Raw genomic sequence first — 20,237 nt, 5'->3', positions numbered from 1 at the left:
TCATGGAGCGTAGAGCGTTTATCAAAAGTTTAGCGTTATGTGGTTTAAGTTTATCACTCGGCGCTAATTTAGTTGCGTGTTCAAGCAAAGCGCAACGTCGTTTTGTTAGTGCGGCAACCAACCACCAAGGTGAACATTTTGTGGTGGCATTTGATAAAGCAGGGAATTTATTAAACCAGGTTAAAATTGATAATCGCGGCCATGATTTATTAATGCTTGATAGTGAACGGGTTGTGGCGTTTTCACGCCGCCCGTTTACCAAGTTGTTTGTGGTGAACTTAGCACAAAACCAGCTAGAGAAAATCATCAACGCAGAGCAAGGTTTTCATTTTTATGGTCATGGTGTGTTTGATAGCAAACGCAAGCAACTGATCACCACAGAAAATCATATTGAAAGTGCTGGTGGTTACTTAGTTGTGCGCAATACTCACAATTTTGCCGTGGAAAAGCGTGTACCAAGTGGCGGTATTGGGCCGCATCAATGCGCGTTAATGCCCGATGGTGAACATATTGTGGTTGCCAATGGGGGCATTAAAACACATCCAGATAAAGGTCGTGAAAAATTAAATCTAGCGAGTATGGCACCAAATTTAAGCTACATTCACCTCGACACTGGCAAGTTAGTTGAATCTGTCACTCCTCCGCATTTTCAGTTAAGTTTACGTCATCTAGCGGTAGCAAACAGTGGCGAAGTGATTGTTGGAGCGCAATATCAGGGAAATTATCGCGATGCGCATCCTTTGGTATTTAGCCATAAACTAGGTCGCGAACTTCAGCCATTGCAGGCAGAGCCAAAGTTTTGGCAAAACTTCGAGCAATACGTTGCCAGTATTGCAATTGCTGACAGTGATAATCGTATTGCAGTTACTTCCCCTCGCGGTGCTATTGTGGCGTATTGGCAATTGGATAATCATCAGTTTATTCGTCATGAACGTTTCGCCGATTGTGCGGGTGTAGCGAGTGCGCAAAATGAATTTATTGTCACAAACGGCAAGGGACAAGTAATTAACGATAGTAAAAATATGCCTATTTTTCAGTTACAACCGTTGCGGTTTGATAACCATTTAATTTACTCTTAACTGGTAAGAGATGTTAAATTTAGCCAAACAGAATAATGACAGGTAAAATATCCGACCTTTTTGTGATGCAGTAAACCAAGTTATGACTAATTCAAACGATAAATTTGCAGATATTCGCCCATATAATGATGAAGAAGTAGCCGCGTCTGTTGAGCGTCTGTTAAATGATGATGCATTTATCTCGGTAATTGCAGAGCACAACTTACCATCGTGGTTGCGTGCTATTCCATTTCTTGGCAACTATTTAGTTAAATCAAAATTACGCAACAAATACGGAAAATTTAAAACGGTTGATGAAGTTCAGCAGGCCGTTTCACGTTATCTTGATATTTTAGTTAAGCGCACAACCAGCAAAGTTACTTTCTCAGGATTAGATAAGCTTGATAAAAACAAAGCGTACCTGTTTATCTCAAACCACCGAGATATTGCGCTTGATCCTGCTTTTGTAAACTACGGTCTATTTCAAAATAATATGAAAACCGTACGCATTGCGATTGGTGATAACCTGTTGCAAGTGCCATACATGACCGAGTTAATGCGTTTAAATAAGAGTTTTATTGTTAAACGTTCTGTTAAATCGCCAAAAGAGATGCTGAGAACGCTTACGACACTTTCGCATTATATTTATGATTCGCTTGATAGCGGTAATTCAGTTTGGATTGCGCAAAAAGAAGGACGTGCGAAAGATGGTAATGATGTTACCGATCCTGCACTAATTAAAATGTTGCAGCTACATGGTCGCAAACTAAAAATGGACTTTGCAGACTATGTAAAATCGATCAATGTTGTACCGGTTGCGATTTCATACGAATTTGAACCATGCGAAAAAGCGAAGGCAAAAGAGCAGTATCATAAAGCGACCTTTGGCGAATACAAAAAAGCGCAAGGTGAAGATATTGCCAGTATTATTGAAGGGTTTGCTACGAATAAAGGGCATGTGCATTTATCGTTTGGCGAGCCAATTACCAGCGATTGCGATACCCCAGATCAACTTGCTGAAACCATTGATAACTACATTCACAAAAACTACTTCTTGCACCCCAATAATTATTTGGCGGCAGAATCTGCTGAACATGAAATTTGTGACGATGCGAAGCGTGTTTACCACAGCCGCTTTGAAGGGGTTGCTCCGGAATTACATGAATTTATTAAGCAAATTTACGCGAAGCCGGTATTTAATCAAAAGTAACCAGCAAGCCTAAGTAAATTATAGTTTTAAGAAACCAGAGTAATACTCTGGTTTTTTTTGTGCAAAAAATGGTTAAACTGTAAATATGAGTGCGTAAAAAAAGACCTAGGTTTGCCTGCTTTGCAAGCAAGCCACTGTGAGTGAATGGCTGAGCAAAAACCAATTATTGAGCAAATAGAAATATTTGAAATACCCAGTCCGTGCAAAGGGGTGTGTCAGGCTAATAACCGAGGTTATTGCTTAGGGTGTTTTCGTTCGCGAGAAGAGCGCTTTCATTGGAACCAATTAACGAACGCGCAAAAAAAACATGTGATTAAGCTTTGCGCACAACGTGAAAAGCGCATTCGCCAAAAAATGGCTCAACAGCAAATCTCACCAGAGCTGGATACAGAGCAAACAAAACTCGACTTTTAGGTTTGCCTAATCTCGCCTTATCTAATCTAGATTCACTTATTTAGGGGTTTTATGTTCAAGGGTAGCTTCAGCACTTTGCATTAACTGTAGGTCTAATTGTGCCAAAATTGCTTTATGTTGTTTGTGCAGGTAATGATGGATAGGCTTTTGCGACACAATGCGTTTATCAAAATGGGCTAGGGTGGCATCATCAATGTGATGCGTTAGCAAATACTCAAGTACTAAAATGCCATCAATTGTGCGGTCGCGCAGCATATGCAGCTGACTAGCAAGGTTATTATTACTTATCACCTCACCTTTAAATTTTTCTTGAGCAATAAATTTTTGTGCAAACGGGTAGCTTGGATTGTGGCTAATTGTACTCAACTGCTGAATGCGACAATTCTCGCATTGCCCCTTGTTGGTAAGCAGTACCAGATTCAAATACATTAACGGAGTATTACTCGCAATTAGGTTTGGGTACTCCTTAGAAATACCAATCACACGACCAATCTGGCCATCAAGCTCTCCGAGATTAGCCGCTGCAAGTGAGCTTTTGTGATCAAATTCAATAATGCTTATATCGACACCAATTGCTTTATAAGCAGGTGTTAGACGTTTGATTAATAATCGAGAAACGTGTGTATCTAACGGTTTATTAAACACTAGCGTTTGTTTGATAGGGGCATTTGCCCACACCATCTTACTCAAAAACAACAAGGCACAAAGCATGGTACAAGCATGCTTGCAGCTTTTAGTTATCGAGTTTTTTATCATTTTATGACGTAACGCAGCGTTCATTTTAGTGTTGATTGGTCAAACTTATATGGTACATTGCTACAATAACATAATATTTTATTAGCTGTATTAAAAGAACATGTCTTTCAATTTGTGTAACTTACCTCGACAAGAAAAGTATTTAATTCAACTCGATTACGAGGCGTCGTTTTGGGCGTTTAAAGTAAAGCGTGGCAAAGCAACGCGCGATCAAATTTATTCATCTATTTTACAGCGTCCACAATCAGAGCAAGGTGAGCTAAAACAACGTTTTGAACGCTATTTAGCGACAATGATGTGAGTTCATTTACGTGCCAGCAATTGGACCCAGTTATGTATCCTTTGGTTAATAAGTTCTATCAAACCTTTAAGGTAAGAGGGCGTGCTAAAAGCCATGATAGGGTGTGGGTTATCAAAGCTGAAAATCAAATTGTGGCAGCTGCAAAGTTAAGCTTAAAAGACGGACAGTTTTTATTATCTGGCGTATTTACAGCACCATGCTTTCGCGGTCAAAAACTGGCATCAAGATTAATTAAAACAATCGCTTTGGATTATCGAAAACCATTTTTCACGTTTGCGTACAATCATTTAGTTAGCTGGTATCAAAACTGCGGATTTACCGAACATGCCGCGCCAGCTGAGTTGGCTCCGTTTTTTAGCGCTTATCAAAATCAAGGGCGTCAAATCGTCTGTATGTTAGCCAATAAGGATTGTGCATAATGATTTGGCGATACTGCGTACTGGCAATTTTGTTGTGTGCTGTATCAATAAATGCACTGGCAAACAGTAAGGCAAACGTACGTCGATTCTCGCCAAATGAAGGATTAGCGCAGTCTTATGTAACGGGTTTATTAGTTGATAAAAATGGTTACTTATGGGTTGGAACCGAAGCTGGCGTAAACCGTTACGATGGTTATCAACTATCGACTATGACAGGTGCTGAAGGGCAACTGCGCGATAAATCGATTGATTTCCTTTACGAAGACAAACAAAACGATATTTGGATTTCCACTACCTACTCTGGCTTGTATCGATATAAAACCGATACTTATCAACTAGAGCGCGTGCTTGATTTTAAAAATGACCGAACTCACTCTCCAGTCGTGATGTTAGAAACCCATCAACCTAATTTCTACTGGTTGGGGCGTGTTCATGACTTGGCGCTGTTAAACAGTGAAACCGGCGAAGTGAAAAGTGTGTTTAAAATCCCCGGAGACTTTAAATACGCGTATGTTAGAGCGCTTAAATATTACAAACACTTTTTAATAATAGGCACATCGGAAGGTGCCTTTGTGATGGATACGCGCACTGAAAAAATCGTTAAACTAGAATTTTTAAATGAACCCGCAGCGCATCACGATCAATATAATACAAAGTCATTCCATATCTCGGGTTCTCAGCTTTGGCTTGGCACCGTGCAAGGTTTACACACAGTTGAACTTGACCATATCGAGCGCTTGGTAGCTGGTGAAATAGATAAACTGAGTAGCGAACTGCGTATTTCAGATTTAAACATATGGAAAATCATGCCGTTTAAATCGGGATTAAAGCTTGCTACCAATGAAGGTGTTTATAATTACTTTGCCGATGATGATCAGCTAATTAAAAGCACAGAACTCGATAATTCCGATTTTAAGTTAAGCGACAATAGCATTGTTGATATGCTGCTTTCCGATGACGGTTCAATGTGGCTTGCCAGCAAAACCGATGGTGCGTATTTTGTCTCGAATAATAATTACTCATTTCAAAACTATAACCGCGATACCTTGTATGGTGGTTTATCCCATAACAATATTTGGAGTATTGTTGAGCATAATAAAGACATTTGGTTAGCGACCAGTGACGGTATTACGCGTTTCAATCCCTATTCTTACCAAAGCCAAACTTATCTAGAAGGTTACTTAGCTGACCGCTTAAACCATGAATTCCACGTATATAAAATGTTTAGCTTTAACGGCAAGTTATGGCTGGTAAGTACGCGAGGATTATTTACCTTTGACTTGGAAACGTTAACAATTTCAGCGGTTGAAATGCCTTTTGAAAAGTACAAGGACATGTTTAGCAAGCAGATTGTGATAGGGCATTTTAACGACGCAGGTGATATGTATTTTAAGAGCTTTCGCTATGGCTACTTTAAATACAATGTAGTCACAGAGGAGCTAACGCAAATTCACCCCGACGTAAAAGTGATTGGTGATACGTTTGCAGGGTATTTTTTACCGCCGCTAGATGACAGCAAGTTACCGCTGTTTTATCACAATAAAACGTTGTATCAACTGATGCCGGACAACACCGTAGAATATCGTTATACCGCGCCAGTTCCCGATGAAGTGGAGTATTTGTCGCTTGCGTCTTATGTAATCGATAACAACGGCATTCTTTGGCTTTCTTATTATGGCTACGGGTTAGTCGGTTTAGATAGCACCACATTTGAAGAAAAATACAAAATCGAAGACAGGGTTGATACCCGCGGCTCGTTGTTTTATAGCCTAACCAAAGATCAGCGAGGCATGATCTGGATGGCGAGCCACAGTGGTATTTGGCGCTTTGACCCAAATACCCAACACTTTAGGCAGTTCACAGTGGATGATGGTATTGCCGTTAATGAGTTTAACTCGGCCGCAAAAATAACTTACTCCGATGGCCGCATTGTATTTGGTTCAATTAAAGGGGTGACCAGCTTTTTCCCCGAGCGCAATGACGCTAATGAACACATATCAGAGCGAGTGAATATCACCTCAATTACCCTCATGTCGCGCAAACTTGAAGCTGAGTCGATTATTCAGCAAAACTTACTTGAGCTTGATTACGATGATATCGGTTTAGAAATTGGCTTTTCTGCGATGTTATTTAAGTATCAGGAACGCGTTGAATATGAATACCGTTTAGATGATTCTGCATTAGTCAGAACGAGTAATAACAAAGTTGCGTTTGCACGAATTTCACCGGGAAAACACACTTTTTACGTACGTGCCAGAGACCCGCTCAACGGCAGTTATACCGACTTTAAGAGTTTTACGATTCAGGTAAATTACCCACCTTGGCGCTCTCCCGCAGCATTCGCCATTTACTTTATATTATTGGCAAGTATTGTGTCGGTGTGGATGTTGCGTCGTCATCGTTATCAAACGCGCTTGCTAGCTGCACACAAACAAAGCAGCGAAAATGCCACGCGTTTAAAAATGGCGCTACAAAGCAGCCAATCAGGAGTGTGGGAATGGCAAAGTGGCCTTGGTCATAGTTATCAGCCACGCCTAGTCGATGAACTGGGTTTTGATAAAAGCGAAGTATCACTGGATGAGTACTTAGCAAAAATTCATCCCGATGATAGAGCCCGTTATCGCATTGAATGGTTAGAGTTTGTCAGCACAGATAAAGGCGAATTTGAACTTGCTTACCGAGTGCGTCATAGCCAAGGCCATTGGCGTTGGTACAAAGATGTAGGTCGCGTTATTGAGTGGGATGAAGATGTGCCGCAGCGCGTTTCGGGCACCTACACCAACTTTACGCGTGAGCGTGACTTTGAAAACAGTGCCCGTTTATTTAGCGCCGCATTTGAGCATACTCGCGATTGGGTATTTGTGATGGACCGCGAGTTTAATATTCTTGCGATAAATAAAGCATTGCGCGAAAGCCATCATTTTGATCTTAAACAAGACTCAGCACGCAAGCTATCACTTGGCCTAAGTGCCAAAAGACGCACTTATTATTTGAGGGCGCTTGGTAAACTAAACGTAGGTGAGCATTATCAATCGGAAGAAACCATCACCAGTCCTGATGGCACAAAATACAATTGCTTGATAAAAGCCACAGCGATTGCGGCTGAAAACGGTGAGGTTGATAACTATATTGTGGTGATCACCGATATCAGTAGTCAAAAAGAAGCTGAGCAAGCGCTGTATTTACTGGCAAATTACGACAAACTAACCAAATTACCTAATCGCAGTTTGTTTATTGATCGAGTGGCTCATGCCATTAGTCTTAATAAAAACAGTGAGCAGCTACTGGCAGTGTTATTTATCGATCTTGACCAGTTTAAGAAAGTGAATGACTCATTTGGTCATCATGATGGTGATAAATTGTTGGTGGAAATAGCCGAACGCATTAAGCAGGTCATTGACGGCAAGGCGACCGCAGCGCGATTAAATAGCGATGAATTTACTGTATTGCTTGAGAATATTAATAGTAAAGAAGACGTTATAACCTTGTGTCAGCGCTTAATTGCAGCGCTAAAAGAGCCATTTGCACTGGCGGGGGAAACCGTGAGAATTACTGCCAGCATTGGTGTTGCCATATTTCCAGATGATGAAACAACCGCAATTAATTTGATTAAAGCTGCCGATATTGCGATGTACCACGCTAAAAAACGCGGTGGCGAGTGCTTTTTGTTTTTCCAACAAGAAATGAATAAAAAAGTACAGCGATTGCTTCGTTTAGAATCAAGGCTTAAGCAAGCGCATAGCGAAAATGAATTGTCGAATCAGTATCAGCCGATTATTGATGTTAATACAGGCAAGGTGGTTGGCTTTGAAACCTTAATGCGCTGGCAGCACAATGGTGAGGCAATTAGTCCATCGCGTTTTATCGCCATTGCCGAAAATACCGGTCTCATTACTGAAATGACAATGGCATCGTTAACACGCGCAGTACAAGACATGCAACGCTGGTGCGAGATCGATAACGACTTTTATGTATCGATTAACCTATCGGCGAAAGACTTCCATCACCTTGATCTGGCAGAGCAAATTATCGCATTGTGCAACACGTATGAAGTGCCGTGTCATATGGTGGCACTTGAGATTACCGAATCTGTACTTATGGCTGATTTTGATAGTGCAAAAGCGGCTATGGATAAGCTAAAAAGTGCAGGTTGTCGCATTTATCTTGATGATTTTGGCACTGGCTACTCATCGCTGGCTTACTTAAAACGTTTTCCAGTGGATGTGATTAAAATTGATGGTGGCTTTGTTCGAAATATTGGCGATGAAGCAGACGACGAAGCGATTATTCGCTCAACTTTAGCGCTTGCAAAAAGCTTAGGTAAAGTGTGTATTGCTGAAGGAGTTGAAAGCAAGGAGCAGCTGCTTTTCTTGCAGGCAGAAGGATGTGAGTATGTGCAAGGTTATTACTTTTACTCACCGCTTGATGCGTCACAAGTTAAGTCATTGCTTAAGCGTTAAATGCTAAGGGATTTTATGGCCACAGTTAGCGCAATAATTAATGTGTTTTATTTCATTCATTTTACGCTTAATGGCACGCTCAGCTTCTTTTTTACTTAAGCCTAGCTCAATACGCATTTCTTCAATTTGTATTTGGTCTTTTTCACAAATATCACCATCGCGCGAGCATAACGCAACGTACTGCGCGAATTGCACCCTACGGCGTCTTAATTGATCTGAAAAGCTCGATGCCAGCAAACCGGTTGGGATTGCCACCATACCCATACTTAGCACGGTTATTACCCCGCCAAAAAAGCGGCCAAGCGGAGTAATTGGCACAACATCTCCATAGCCAACTGTGGTGAGTGTTGCCATCGCCCACCACATGGCATCGGGAATAGAGCCAAACTTATCCGGCTGTTCGTCATGTTCAATTAAGTAGATACCGCACGAAGCGGTGATAAGCGCCACACTCATAATAAAAAATGCGGCAAGCAATGGGCCTTTTTCTTCTCGAATACTTTGCAACAATAATTGCATTGCACGGGAATAGCGAGTCAGCTTAAAAACACGTAATAGCCTAAATACACGTAAGAAACGCAAATCAAAGCTGACGAACAGCATTAAATATGTTGGCAAAATCGCCATTAAGTCGATAATCGCTAAAGGAGAACGCAAATAACGAATGCGTTTTCGCCAGTTGGGTATAGGCAAATCGCGATAATGTTCTTTATCAACACAGACCCATAAGCGCAGCAGGTATTCGATAGTAAAAATCGCGACAGAGAAGATTTCAATTGCTAAAAAAAGATGCGTGTAGCTGGCAGCGACCTCTTCAACCGACTCGAGTACAATCGCAACGACATTGCCGATAATCAGCAGTATCAACAGCGCATCGATAAACCTACCAAGTTTTAGTCCTTCGCCAGAACTTTCTAATACTTGTGCAATACTCAGTCGTAATTGATTCACAGTGACCTCTTAGTTAAGTGGCATTGTCATAATAACCGTACCTTCTTCGAAATCACGCGTGACTTTAAAGCCTAGTTTTTCCGACAGGCCAATCATGCCACCATTTTCAGGTAAAGTAAGGCCTTCAATTTTTTGCACATTTTGGCGTTTACAATGATCAATCACCGACTGCATTAGAATACGACCAAGCCCAAGCCCTTTTAGGTCTGAGCGCACAACTACAGCAAACTCGGCAACAAGGTTATCTGGGTCCATTAACACACGCGACACACCAAGTGTTTGCCATTTATCGTCGCGTCGTTGCGTAACGATAAATGCCATTTCGCGGTCGTAATCAATTTGCGTCATTTTAGCTAATTGCTCATGACTAAATTGTGGCATTTCACCAAAGAAACGTTTGTATCTGTCTTCTTTGGTTAGCTGATTATCAAACTCTCGATGCGCTTCTTCATCTTCTGGACGAATTGGTCTTAATATCGCAGCAGAACCATCTTTAAGGGTAATATTTTGCTCAAGCTCTTTTGGATAAGGTTTAATTGCTAAGCGTTTTGCGCGACTTGATGCTTGGTATTTTTCTAGCTCAATAGCCGCATCAAGTACTAAGAATTTACCTTGTAAAGCCAGGACTGGGTTAAGCTCAAGTGATTTGATATCAGGATTTTCAACCACCATTTGTGATACGCGAGTAAGCATAGCGCACAGAGTGTACTTATCGATTTTGGTTGGTAAATGTTTTTCTTTGATAAACCCTTTATCGCTTGCTGCGGCAATTAAGTACTTGGCTAGATTCATATTAAGCGGTGGCAGAGCAACCGCTGCTAGGTCAAAGTTAAGAGCAGTGCCAGCTTCGCCGAGTAAAATAACCGGGCCAAAATTAGCATCTGTTTTAACTGCTATGCGCAGCTCTTGACCGCCAGCACGGGTTGCCATTTTTTGTAGCGCAAAACCATCAATTTTGGCATCTGGGTAAGTTTCATTAATTCGCAGTAGCATATTAAATGCTGTTTGCTCTACTTCAACGCCATCGTTTAAGTTTAATACGACACCACCAACATCAGACTTAGATGGAATGTTAGGGCTTACTAATTTAAGCGCAACCGGAAAGCCGATGCTCTCGGCTAGTTCGCGCGCTTCGCTAGGTGTAAATGCATGCTCAGTTGCAATGCAGTTAATTTGATAACACTCAAGCAGTGCTGCTGCATCATGCGTAGGCAAGTAGTGACGCTTCTCTTGCAGGTAGCCGCTTATTAGTTTGCCAGCTTGTTCAGTGTGAATATTGTCTGAATCTAATAGGGATTCTGGTGTTTGCGTTAAGTGCTTTTGGTTACGGCGATACTGAATTAAGTGCATGTAAGCCGCTACTGCACCTTCGGGTGTGCGGTAAGTGGGAATGCCTGCTGATTGGCAAACTTTACGCGCTTCATAGGCTGCCGTTTCACCCATAAAGTTGGTCATTACATACGGGCGCTGCATTTTCGGCACTTTGTTTACCGTTTCTGCAATAATCTTAGCAAACTCCTCGCTAGGAGCTAATGCCGATGGGCTATGTAAAATGAGTAAATTATCAACCTCAGGTGCTTGCACTAGAATTTCGACCGCCTTTTGATAGCGCCACGGATCGGAATCGCCGTAAATATCAACAGGGTTGGCGAATGAGGTGTGCTGAGGCAATACCTGATTTAATTTAGTAATGGTTTCTTTCGAAAGTTCAGCAAGTTTGCCCGAGCTTTGGATCAAGGTGTCTACAGACATTACACCTGGTCCGCCGCCATTGGTCAAAATGGTCAGGGCTTCTTGTTTTAATAGTTTAGGGTGCAGTGCTAAGGTTTGTGTTGCGGCAAACAGCTCGCGTAAGTCATTTACGCGCAGCATACCGGCACGCTGGAACATCGCATCATACACCGCATCGGAACCTTGGTTGCCACCGGTGTGCGCCATAGCAGCATCTGCGCCTGCGGCGGTTTTCCCTGTTTTTATTGCAATGACGGGTTTACTGAACGCAGCGGCTCGTGCAGCGGAAATAAATTGACGGGTATGTTCAATATTGTCGATATACAGCAAGATTGCTTGGGTATTGGCATCACGCCCTAAAAAATCGACCAATTCATCAAAATCAATATCGCCACAATCGCCCACCGAGACAAAATATGAAAAGCCAATGTCTTTTGTTTGTGCCCAGTCGAGAATTGTTGAGCAAACTGCGGCAGATTGCGACACGAAAGCTATTTTTCCGGGCTTAGCGACCATATGGGAGAAACTTGCGTTAAGTCCGATACGCGGGATTAATAATCCAAGGCTATTTGGCCCGAGTATATTTACATTGGCTTTGCGTGCGGTTTCGATAAGTGCGTGCTTTAAATCTTTATCAATGCCCGATGCGATAATGACGGCATTTTTGCAGCCTTTGTTACCAAGCTGTTCAACGATTTGGCAGCAACGGTCTTTACTGGTGCAAATAACGGCTAAATCGGGCACTTGTGGCAGGGCGTCTATTGTAGGGTAAGCAAGCACGCCATGAACTGCCTTATATTTTGGCGTTACTGGCATAATCGGGCCATTAAAACCGCCTTGCAACAAGTTGCGCATCACCACGTAACCTGCGCGATTGGTACGGTTTGACGCACCAATAACTGCTACTGATTTAGGGTTGAAAAATTGACTTATCCTTTTTACCGTCATAGCGTTTCACCACAGTTGAGTTGTTGCTATCTTATAAAATTCGTTTACAAGTATAAAGCAATAATGTTGTTAGATACTTGATATAAAACAGGGTCTTGTTATGCTCAACAGGGCATAAATATGGACTAATAAATATGACTCTACTGCTGCTGAGCGCTGCTATCAGCGCAGCACCTATCAATCTTGAGCAAATGGTTGCACCAAGTGATTTAGACAACGTAAAAGTTGTGCCGTTGACTAGCAACCAAGATGCAAGCCAATTTCTGATCTATGTTAAAAAGTCAGTACCACTGCATATTCATAAAGAGCACAGTGAAATGGTTTATATTGTCGACGGTGAAGGGCAAATGCAGCTCGGTGATAAAACCTTCACAATTAAAAAAGGCGATTTTGTAAAGATTGATGAAAATACACCACATGGTGTTAAGGTAACGTCATCGCAGCCGCTTAAAGTACTGTCAACGCAAACACCGGAATACTTTGGCAAGGATAAACATAGGGTAGATAACCATGAATAAACAATCGCTAACCAGTACGATTATCTTTGCACTGGCAATTATTGTTGCCAGCTTGTTGTTAAAACAAGGCATTGTAGAGTTTAAAACCCTCGACCGCAGTGTAGCGGTAAAAGGACTGGCTGAAAAAGAAGTGATGGCAAACACCGTTATTTGGCCGATTAATTACTCACTTGCGGGTAATGACTTAACAAAATTAATTGATGAATTAGAGGCTAAAAACCAAGCAGTACGTGCATTTTTAGCATTACATGGTTTTAGCGACGAAGAAATTTCAGTATCGCCGCCTAATGTTGCAGACAAACTAGCGCAGCCTTACGCGCAATTAGAAAAAGGCCAAATGCGTTATTTTGTGATGTCGAGCATTACGGTTTATAGCCACGAGCCAGAAAAAGTGCGCCACGCATTAACGAAAGTGACGCAACTTGCAAAACAAGGCATTGCCATCTCAAGCGATCGCTACGACGCTAAAGTACAGTACATTTTTACTGGCTTAAATGACATCAAGCCGGAGATGATCCAACAAGCAACAGAAAAAGCACGCGAAGTTGCTGAAAAATTTGCCACCGATTCAAAATCCACCTTAGGTAAAATTAAATCTGCGCGCCAAGGGCTGTTTAGTATTTCAGATCGCGACTCTAACTCACCACATATTAAACGTGTGCGCGTGGTTTCGAGTGTTGAATATTATTTAGTGGATTAGAACAAACAACTATCAGTCGATGAGGTTAGTTTATGTATCATATTACTAATGGCGACAGTGCAAACCTATTTTTAAAGCGCATTGGCATTCAGGGGCAATTTATTGCGTGGCAAGATGTGCTACATCATGGTCCTATTAACGCTGAAGTATCACTGTCTGCGATGAGCGATTATCGCGCCGCATTTTTAGCAGACTATTTTTGTTTACCGCTCAAAGAAGTACGGGCCAAGTTTGAGGCGCGTAACGATAAATTAAATGCCATAGAAGACAGCGATGAAGTCACCTTGTGGTTAACGCCAGAGCTGTTTGATAGTTTGATTGGCTTACAGTTTATTGCTTGGTATCGGGCGAAATTTAATACCACGCGCAATCTGTTCGTGGTTTTATTATCTGATCATTTACCTCCGCGGGAATTAGAGGCAAGCCAAATTGCACAGTATTATAAAACCCGCTTTAGTCCAAGTGAGCCATTTTTTGAATTAGCAACTAGGGTGTGGCACGCACTGACAACCGATTTAGCAGCGTTAGAAGGTTGTTTAACACTCGATTTCAAACACTGGCCTAATCTTAAAACTTCGGTTCAACGCTTCTTACAAGAGCAACCTGATGATATCGGTTTAAACCGCACACAATGGCAGATTTTGGATTGTTTAAACGGACAAACTTTGTCGTTAGCGCAGTTATTCGGTGCGAATCAAGATTTGGAAGAAGTCCCGTTTATGGGGGATTTAAGTTTTTGGTGTCAGATTGAAGAAATGCGAGAGTATTTGAATATATCGACGCAAGACAGTTTATTGCATCAAGAAATAGAGTTCTATCACGGGGTTAAAGTGAGCTTGTCAGAAAAAGGACAAGCTCTGCTCTAAATTAAAGGTAGTAACCCGCGTTCAGGTTAGCTAAAAATTAGCTAGCGCAGACGCGAATTAGTTACTTTTTGCCAGTTGTTTCAGTTTAAACACTAAATCAAGTGCTTGACGCGGGGTCAAATCATTCGGGTCAATCGTGTCTAAGGTTTCAACCACAGGGTTAGGCGTATCAAATAAACTTGCCTGTTGTGATATTTGCATATCTGCCGCGTTGTTAAGCGGCATTTCACTGACACTTTGATGCTGCTCCAACAATGACAGCTTTTGTTTTGCACGGTTGATTACCGCCTTTGGCACACCTGCAAGGCCCGCTACTTGTAAGCCAAAGCTTTTACTTGCTGCGCCATCTAATACAGTGTGTTTAAACGCAATGGTATCTTGGTATTCAATTGCATCTAGGTGTACATTGGCTAAAATTTCCAGCTGGTCAACAAGCTCAGTTAGTTCAAAGTAGTGAGTTGCAAACAGTGTTTTAGCAGCGATATTCTTCGCTAAATATTCGGCTGTTGCCCACGCCAGTGATAGACCATCATAAGTACTGGTACCGCGGCCAATTTCATCCATTAATACCAGTGAGTTTTCGGTAGCATTGTTAAGAATGTTAGCGGTTTCAGTCATTTCTACCATAAAGGTTGAGCGACCTGATGCAAGGTCATCGCTCGCGCCAATACGTGTAAAAATTCGGTCGGTAATGCCTATGCTCGCAGATTGCGCTGGAATATAACAACCAATATGTGCCATTAATACGATTAACGCAGTTTGACGCATATAGGTTGATTTACCACCCATATTTGGCCCGGTAATAATTAACATTTTGCGCTTATCATCAAGGTAAGTTGGGTTGGCAATAAATGGTTGTTGCATAACAAACTCAACCACAGGATGACGGCCGCCTTTAATGTCGATGCAGTTGTCTTCACTAAGGTTGGGCCTAACATAATCGAGAGACTCAGCACGTTCTGCTAAGTTATTAATTACATCCAATTCACTGAGCGCCGCAGCCATTTTTTGCAGTACGTCAATTTGCGGCGAAATAATATCGAACAATTCTTCATACAGACGCTTTTCAAGTGCCAATGCGTTTGATTGGCTGTTAAGAACTTTGTCTTCGTGCTCTTTCAGTTCAGGAATAATATAGCGTTCGTTATTTTTCAGTGTTTGACGGCGTACGTAATCTGCCGGTACAAGGTTAGCGTTGGCCTTACTGACTTCTATGTAATAGCCATGTACCTTGTTGTAGCTAATTTTTAAGGTTGCAATGCCAGTGCGCTCGCGTTCGCGAATTTCCATTTGCTCAAGAATATCGGTTGCACCTTTGCTAAGGTTGCGCCACTGGTCGAGTTCGGCGTTATAGCCTGGGGCAATAACACCACCATCGCGAATTAGTACCGGCGGGTTGTCGATAATAGCGTGTTCAAGTAGCTCTTGAAGTTCAGTTAAAATCGGTGTGGCATGCTTGATTTGTTTTAAGCGCGTGCTATTCGCATCATTTAATAAATCGTGAATAGGGTGCAGTGTTTGCAGCGCTAAACGTAAACGCGATAAATCACGAGGTCTTGCTGAACGCAATGCCAAGCGCGCAATAATACGCTCTAAGTCACCGACTTGTTTGAGTGTATCGTGTAGTTCAAAATTAATTGCTAAGTCGTGGATTTCACCAAGTGCATCAAGGCGGTTGTTAAGTTCTTGCTGGTCGCGAATAGGGCTATGCAGGCGACGCTTTAACAAGCGAGAGCCCATAGGCGTTGCTGTTTTATCAAGTACTTGCGCCAAGGTATTGTCAAACCCGCCCGATAAATTGACGGTCAGTTCTAAATTTTTACGGGTTGCGGCATCCAGAATGACATTTTGCTCATTTTGCTCAAGACCAATCGCATTAAGGTGCGGCAGTGCAGTGCGCTGAGTGTCTTTCACATATTGCATTAAACAGCCTGCAGCTTGTAATGCTAAATGTGCGTTTTCAACGCCAAAACCAACAAGATCTTTGGTACCAAACTGCTTGTTAAGCGCTGTTTTGGCGCTGTCTAAATCGAACTCCCAAATAGGGCGACGACGCAGGCCGTTACACTGTTCAATCAGCGCTAAATTTTCAAAGGTTTCAGGGTAGAGTAGTTCAGCGGGTGAAATGCGTTGCAAGCTTGAATTGAGCGCTTCGTCGGTTTCGACTTGTAAAATGCGAAAACGACCTGAGTTGATATCCAAATAAGCAATGCCGTATGCACCTTTATCGTTATGTGATACCGCACATAACAAGTTGTCTTGACGCTCTTTTAACAAGGCTTCATCAGAAATGGTGCCCGGCGTAATAATGCGTACTACTTTGCGCTCTACAGGTCCTTTGCTGGTGGCAGGATCGCCAACTTGCTCACATATGGCAACAGATTCGCCCATTTGCACTAGGCGCGCTAGGTAGTTTTCAACTGCATGATAAGGCACCCCCGCCATTGGAATAGGGTCGCCTCCGGCTTTGCCGCGATGAGTTTGCGAAATATCGAGTAATTCTGCGGCACGTTTGGCATCATCAAAAAACAGTTCGTAAAAGTCACCCATGCGATAGAAGACTAATATATCCCGATGTTCAGCCTTAATTTTTAAGTATTGCTGCATCATTGGCGTTTGTTGGCTGATAGTATGGTCTGAATATAAATCTAACGGCATAATTGACTAATAGTTGTTATGTAAAAGGTGTAAAAATGATATTACCCGCTCATATTTCTGAGCTAGCGGCAAAGTTAGGTGCTAGTTTAACGAATAAAAAGCTTTGGATCACTACTGCTGAATCGTGTACTGGTGGTGGCATTAGTTATGCGTTAACCGATACTGCGGGAAGTTCAGCTTATATTGATCGTTGTTTTGTCACTTACAGTAATGATGCTAAGCATGAGTTACTTGGGGTTAAGCAAGAAATACTTGAACAATTTGGTGCAGTAAGTAAAGAAACTATCGAGCAGATGGCAGATGGGGCAATAAATGTAACTAACGCTGACGTTGCTATTGCTGTTTCTGGCATTGCAGGCCCTGGAGGTGGTACAAAAGATAAACCAGTTGGTACTGTATGGATTGCGGTAAAAGTACTGGATAAACTATCAGTTGAACACTGTTTGTTCACAGGCAATCGTAGCGAGGTTAGATTGCAAGTTATTGAATATTCATTGAAAAAAGCAATTGAGCTAATTAATTAATAAAAAACACTTGATACTGGTAATCTATACAGTATACTTTGCTGCATAACACAGATTCGGAGAGTCAAATGGACGATAATAAACAAAAAGCCCTAACAGCTGCGCTATCACAAATTGAACGCCAATTTGGTAAAGGCTCAATTATGAAATTAGGCGATAGCCAAGCGCTAGATGTTGAAGCTATTTCAACAGGTTCACTGGGTATTGATATTGCACTTGGTATAGGTGGTTTACCAACAGGTCGTATCGTTGAGATTTATGGTCCAGAATCTTCAGGTAAAACAACATTAACACTACAGGTAATTGCGGCAGCGCAAAAAGAAGGCAAAACATGTGCTTTCGTTGATGCTGAACACGCACTAGACCCAGTTTATGCTGAAAAGCTAGGTGTAAATGTTGACGAGTTATTAGTTTCTCAGCCAGATACTGGTGAGCAAGCGTTAGAAATCTGCGATATGCTAGTACGCTCAGGTGCTGTTGATGTAGTGATTGTTGACTCTGTAGCTGCACTAACACCGAAGGCGGAAATTGAAGGTGATATGGGTGATACTCACGTTGGTCTTCAAGCTCGTCTAATGTCGCAAGCATTACGTAAATTAACTGCGAATATCAAACGCTCAAATACACTGTGTATTTTCATTAACCAAATCCGTATGAAAATTGGTGTTATGTTTGGTAACCCAGAAACTACAACGGGTGGTAACGCACTTAAATTCTATTCATCAGTACGTATTGATATTCGTCGTACGGGTTCGGTGAAAGAAGGCGATGAAATAGTTGGTAATGAAACACGCGTTAAGATTGTTAAGAACAAAGTTGCACCGCCGTTTAAACAAGCTGAATTCATTATCATGTATGGCCAAGGTATCTCGAAAGAAGGCGAGCTAATTGACTTAGGTGTTAAGCATAATCTAGTTGATAAAGCGGGTGCATGGTTTAGCTACAAAGGCAGCAAAATTGGTCAAGGTAAAGCAAACTCTATTAAGTTCTTAAAAGAGAATGTGGAAATTGCCAATGAAATTGAGCAGAAACTACGTGAAATGTTATTGCTACAAGCGACAATTAAACCTGAAGAAGGTGAAACGCAAAGTTTAGCTGCGGATGACGCTGAACTATAAAATAAGCTAAACGACGAAAAAGGCCACTAATGTGGCCTTTTTGCATTGATGTTTACAATTTTTTGCTAACATTAAGTGTCTTAAATTACAAAAGCAGCTAAAATAGCCGCCTTTTTGCAGCTTACCCAAGAACGGACGCACACACAGTCTATGAAAATGCTCAATCGTATGATTAAGTTAGCACTGTTTTCATCAGTGATGACTCAACCTCTTTTTGCTAACTAGGAAGAGCAAAAACAGTTAAATACCCAGCTTAAAGATGACATTACGTCGGTTGAAGTTAAAACCTACAATTTACCGAGTAATAGCGATTGGAATCTAAAAGATATTCCCGATGACTTTTATCAGTCACCTTATCAAATAAACTTATTCTCAGATAATCACGGCCAAGATCGCGAACGTTTATGGTCGCAAACCCAATCGGTAATGGCATATGGTTTTGGTGTTGCTGGTTTGATTTTAATGTTGCCAGAAGATATCTCGAAATGGGATAAGGAAAACGGCGTATTTTCTAAGTGGACTGACAATGTAAAAGAAGGTCCTACATGGGATCGCGACGTTTGGTGGCTCAACTGGATTGGCCACCCGTATTTTGGTGGTGTTTATTACCAAGTTGCACGTAAGTCAGGCTATCGCCAGTGGGATTCGTTTTTATACGCATTCACTATGAGCACATTTTATTGGGAATACGGTATTGAAGGGTTTGCTGAAATACCGTCAATGCAAGATTTAGTGATTACACCGGTATTAGGTTGGGCTTACGGCGAATGGGCATACCAAACAGAAATGGAAATTCGTAGCACCGGCGGAGAAGTGTGGGGCTCAAAAACCTTAGGTGATGTGTCGCTATTTTTACTTGATCCAATTGATGCTGCGGGTAAGGGCATTAACAACCTGTTTGATATGGAAGTGGTTAAAGCGGGTACCGGTGGCATTAACTTTGCGAAGATGCAACTACCAACGGGTGAGTATGAAGACCAAGTGCAACTTAATGTGCACTATCAACTTGGTTCAGGTAAAGCACAGCAAGCACCTACTTATCAAAAAAACTATATTAGTAAAAAAGATCCAGTTGATATCGGCGTAATAGGCCTTGGTCTAAATTACGGCAGTTTAAATCCTGGTGAGCATTGGGGTTTAGAGCAAGATGTTGCCAATGGCTGGAATTTAGGTCTGTATTTTTCACCGCGATTCTCTATGAAGCTTGATTATTTAAAAGGTCAACTACCGCGAGAAATTGGTTCAGGTGACCAAACATTTGAACAATTTAATGTGGGTGCAAACTATTACTTTAACAGCGATAGTAGCTTTCGCCCGTTTGTTAGCGCAGGTGCTGGTGAAATGTTATATGCAAAGAATAATGAAGATGATGGTGACAGTACATTTGCGTTAAATGCAGGCCTAGGTATGCATTACCAAATTAACAACAATTTTGCTCTTCAGTTAGACGCTAAACGTTTCTTTAATAGTAAATACAGTAACAACGACACAGCATATAACTTTTCGCTAATTTACTTTTTTGGTGAAGGTCAAAGGTAGCATCAACTTTACTTATTAGGTGGTTTTTTTAGCTAAGCAAACACTGAATTAAGTGTATTGAAAAAT

The 20,237-nt window shown here is 41.7% G+C and carries 16 protein-coding genes; 12 read left to right on the top strand and 4 right to left on the bottom strand.

The annotated features are described in order from the left end of the window. The first annotated feature begins 2 nt into the window (after positions 1–2). The 3 genes from C2M30_RS04980 to C2M30_RS04970 all read left to right on the top strand — a co-directional run bounded on the left by C2M30_RS04980 (position 3) and on the right by C2M30_RS04970 (position 2,682). Positions 3–1,079, top strand: coding sequence for a DUF1513 domain-containing protein (locus C2M30_RS04980; protein ID WP_105170868.1), 1,077 nt, complete (start codon positions 3–5; stop codon positions 1,077–1,079). 82 nt (positions 1,080–1,161) lie between these two features. Next, on the top strand, positions 1,162–2,268 hold the full coding sequence (locus C2M30_RS04975) for a lysophospholipid acyltransferase family protein (RefSeq protein ID WP_100912801.1): 1,107 nt from the start codon (positions 1,162–1,164) through the stop codon (positions 2,266–2,268). Between the two features lie 165 nt (positions 2,269–2,433). Further along, a complete protein-coding gene (locus tag C2M30_RS04970; RefSeq protein WP_040641367.1) occupies positions 2,434–2,682 on the top strand; it encodes a DUF1289 domain-containing protein in 249 nt (82 codons plus the stop codon). Positions 2,683–2,718: 36 nt separating this feature from the next. On the opposite strand, the gene C2M30_RS04965 is transcribed toward C2M30_RS04970, so the two are convergent. Continuing rightward, positions 2,719–3,327: a hypothetical protein gene (locus tag C2M30_RS04965; protein ID WP_148665223.1), complete on the bottom strand. Its 609-nt coding sequence runs from the start codon at positions 3,325–3,327 to the stop codon at positions 2,719–2,721. Positions 3,328–3,538: 211 nt separating this feature from the next. On the opposite strand from C2M30_RS04965, the gene C2M30_RS04960 reads away from it, so the two are divergent. The 3 genes from C2M30_RS04960 to C2M30_RS04950 are packed head-to-tail and all read left to right on the top strand — an operon-like array spanning position 3,539 to position 8,618. Continuing rightward, positions 3,539–3,739, top strand: a complete 201-nt coding sequence (locus tag C2M30_RS04960) for a DUF3283 family protein (protein ID WP_010560900.1) — start codon at positions 3,539–3,541, stop codon at positions 3,737–3,739. Positions 3,740–3,771: 32 nt separating this feature from the next. Then, positions 3,772–4,158 carry a GNAT family N-acetyltransferase gene (locus tag C2M30_RS04955; protein ID WP_158683320.1) on the top strand — a complete coding sequence of 129 codons (387 nt, stop codon included), beginning with the start codon at positions 3,772–3,774 and terminating at the stop codon, positions 4,156–4,158. Continuing rightward, positions 4,158–8,618 carry an EAL domain-containing protein gene (locus C2M30_RS04950; protein ID WP_105170865.1) on the top strand — a complete coding sequence of 1,487 codons (4,461 nt, stop codon included), beginning with the start codon at positions 4,158–4,160 and terminating at the stop codon, positions 8,616–8,618. Before C2M30_RS04955 ends, C2M30_RS04950 begins: the two co-directional genes overlap by 1 nt. Positions 8,619–8,621: 3 nt before the next feature. Here C2M30_RS04950 and C2M30_RS04945 read toward each other — a convergent pair whose 3' ends face one another. Then, entirely contained in the window at positions 8,622–9,569 is a 948-nt protein-coding gene (locus C2M30_RS04945; RefSeq protein ID WP_100912805.1) for an ion transporter, read from the bottom strand. A gap of 9 nt (positions 9,570–9,578) precedes the next feature. Further along, complete coding sequence (locus C2M30_RS04940; RefSeq protein WP_105170864.1) at positions 9,579–12,248, bottom strand: bifunctional acetate--CoA ligase family protein/GNAT family N-acetyltransferase; 2,670 nt, start codon at positions 12,246–12,248, stop codon at positions 9,579–9,581. Positions 12,249–12,382: 134 nt separating this feature from the next. On the opposite strand from C2M30_RS04940, the gene C2M30_RS04935 reads away from it, so the two are divergent. From C2M30_RS04935 to C2M30_RS04925, 3 genes are read left to right on the top strand one after another with little or no spacing between them, the layout of a single operon-like run. Next, positions 12,383–12,766 (top strand): cupin domain-containing protein, encoded by a 384-nt coding sequence (locus tag C2M30_RS04935; RefSeq protein WP_010560895.1) that lies wholly within the window; start codon positions 12,383–12,385, stop codon positions 12,764–12,766. Further along, the gene (locus C2M30_RS04930) at positions 12,759–13,466 is read left to right on the top strand and encodes an SIMPL domain-containing protein (RefSeq protein WP_105170863.1); all 708 of its coding nucleotides are present in this window, start codon (positions 12,759–12,761) and stop codon (positions 13,464–13,466) included. Before C2M30_RS04935 ends, C2M30_RS04930 begins: the two co-directional genes overlap by 8 nt. 32 nt (positions 13,467–13,498) lie before the next feature. After that, positions 13,499–14,332: a DUF1835 domain-containing protein gene (locus C2M30_RS04925; RefSeq protein WP_105170862.1), complete on the top strand. Its 834-nt coding sequence runs from the start codon at positions 13,499–13,501 to the stop codon at positions 14,330–14,332. 57 nt (positions 14,333–14,389) lie between these two features. Here C2M30_RS04925 and mutS read toward each other — a convergent pair whose 3' ends face one another. Continuing rightward, positions 14,390–16,990, bottom strand: a complete 2,601-nt coding sequence (gene mutS / locus C2M30_RS04920) for a DNA mismatch repair protein MutS (protein ID WP_105170861.1) — start codon at positions 16,988–16,990, stop codon at positions 14,390–14,392. Positions 16,991–17,025: 35 nt separating this feature from the next. Here mutS and C2M30_RS04915 point away from each other — a divergent pair, with 35 nt between their 5' ends. The 3 genes from C2M30_RS04915 to C2M30_RS04905 all read left to right on the top strand — a co-directional run bounded on the left by C2M30_RS04915 (position 17,026) and on the right by C2M30_RS04905 (position 20,171). Then, on the top strand, positions 17,026–17,514 hold the full coding sequence (locus tag C2M30_RS04915; RefSeq protein WP_105170860.1) for a CinA family protein: 489 nt from the start codon (positions 17,026–17,028) through the stop codon (positions 17,512–17,514). Positions 17,515–17,582: 68 nt separating this feature from the next. Further along, positions 17,583–18,632: a recombinase RecA gene (gene recA / locus C2M30_RS04910; RefSeq protein WP_010560890.1), complete on the top strand. Its 1,050-nt coding sequence runs from the start codon at positions 17,583–17,585 to the stop codon at positions 18,630–18,632. Positions 18,633–19,058: 426 nt separating this feature from the next. Beyond that, complete coding sequence (locus tag C2M30_RS04905; RefSeq protein ID WP_234004683.1) at positions 19,059–20,171, top strand: DUF3943 domain-containing protein; 1,113 nt, start codon at positions 19,059–19,061, stop codon at positions 20,169–20,171. Positions 20,172–20,237 lie beyond the last annotated feature (66 nt).

Origin of the sequence: Pseudoalteromonas sp. T1lg24 (assembly GCF_002964745.1) — a bacterium.
GTDB lineage: Bacteria > Pseudomonadota > Gammaproteobacteria > Enterobacterales > Alteromonadaceae > Pseudoalteromonas > Pseudoalteromonas spongiae.
The sequence above is the reverse complement of the archived record's forward strand: the minus strand, read 5'-3'. Positions and strand labels throughout refer to the sequence as shown.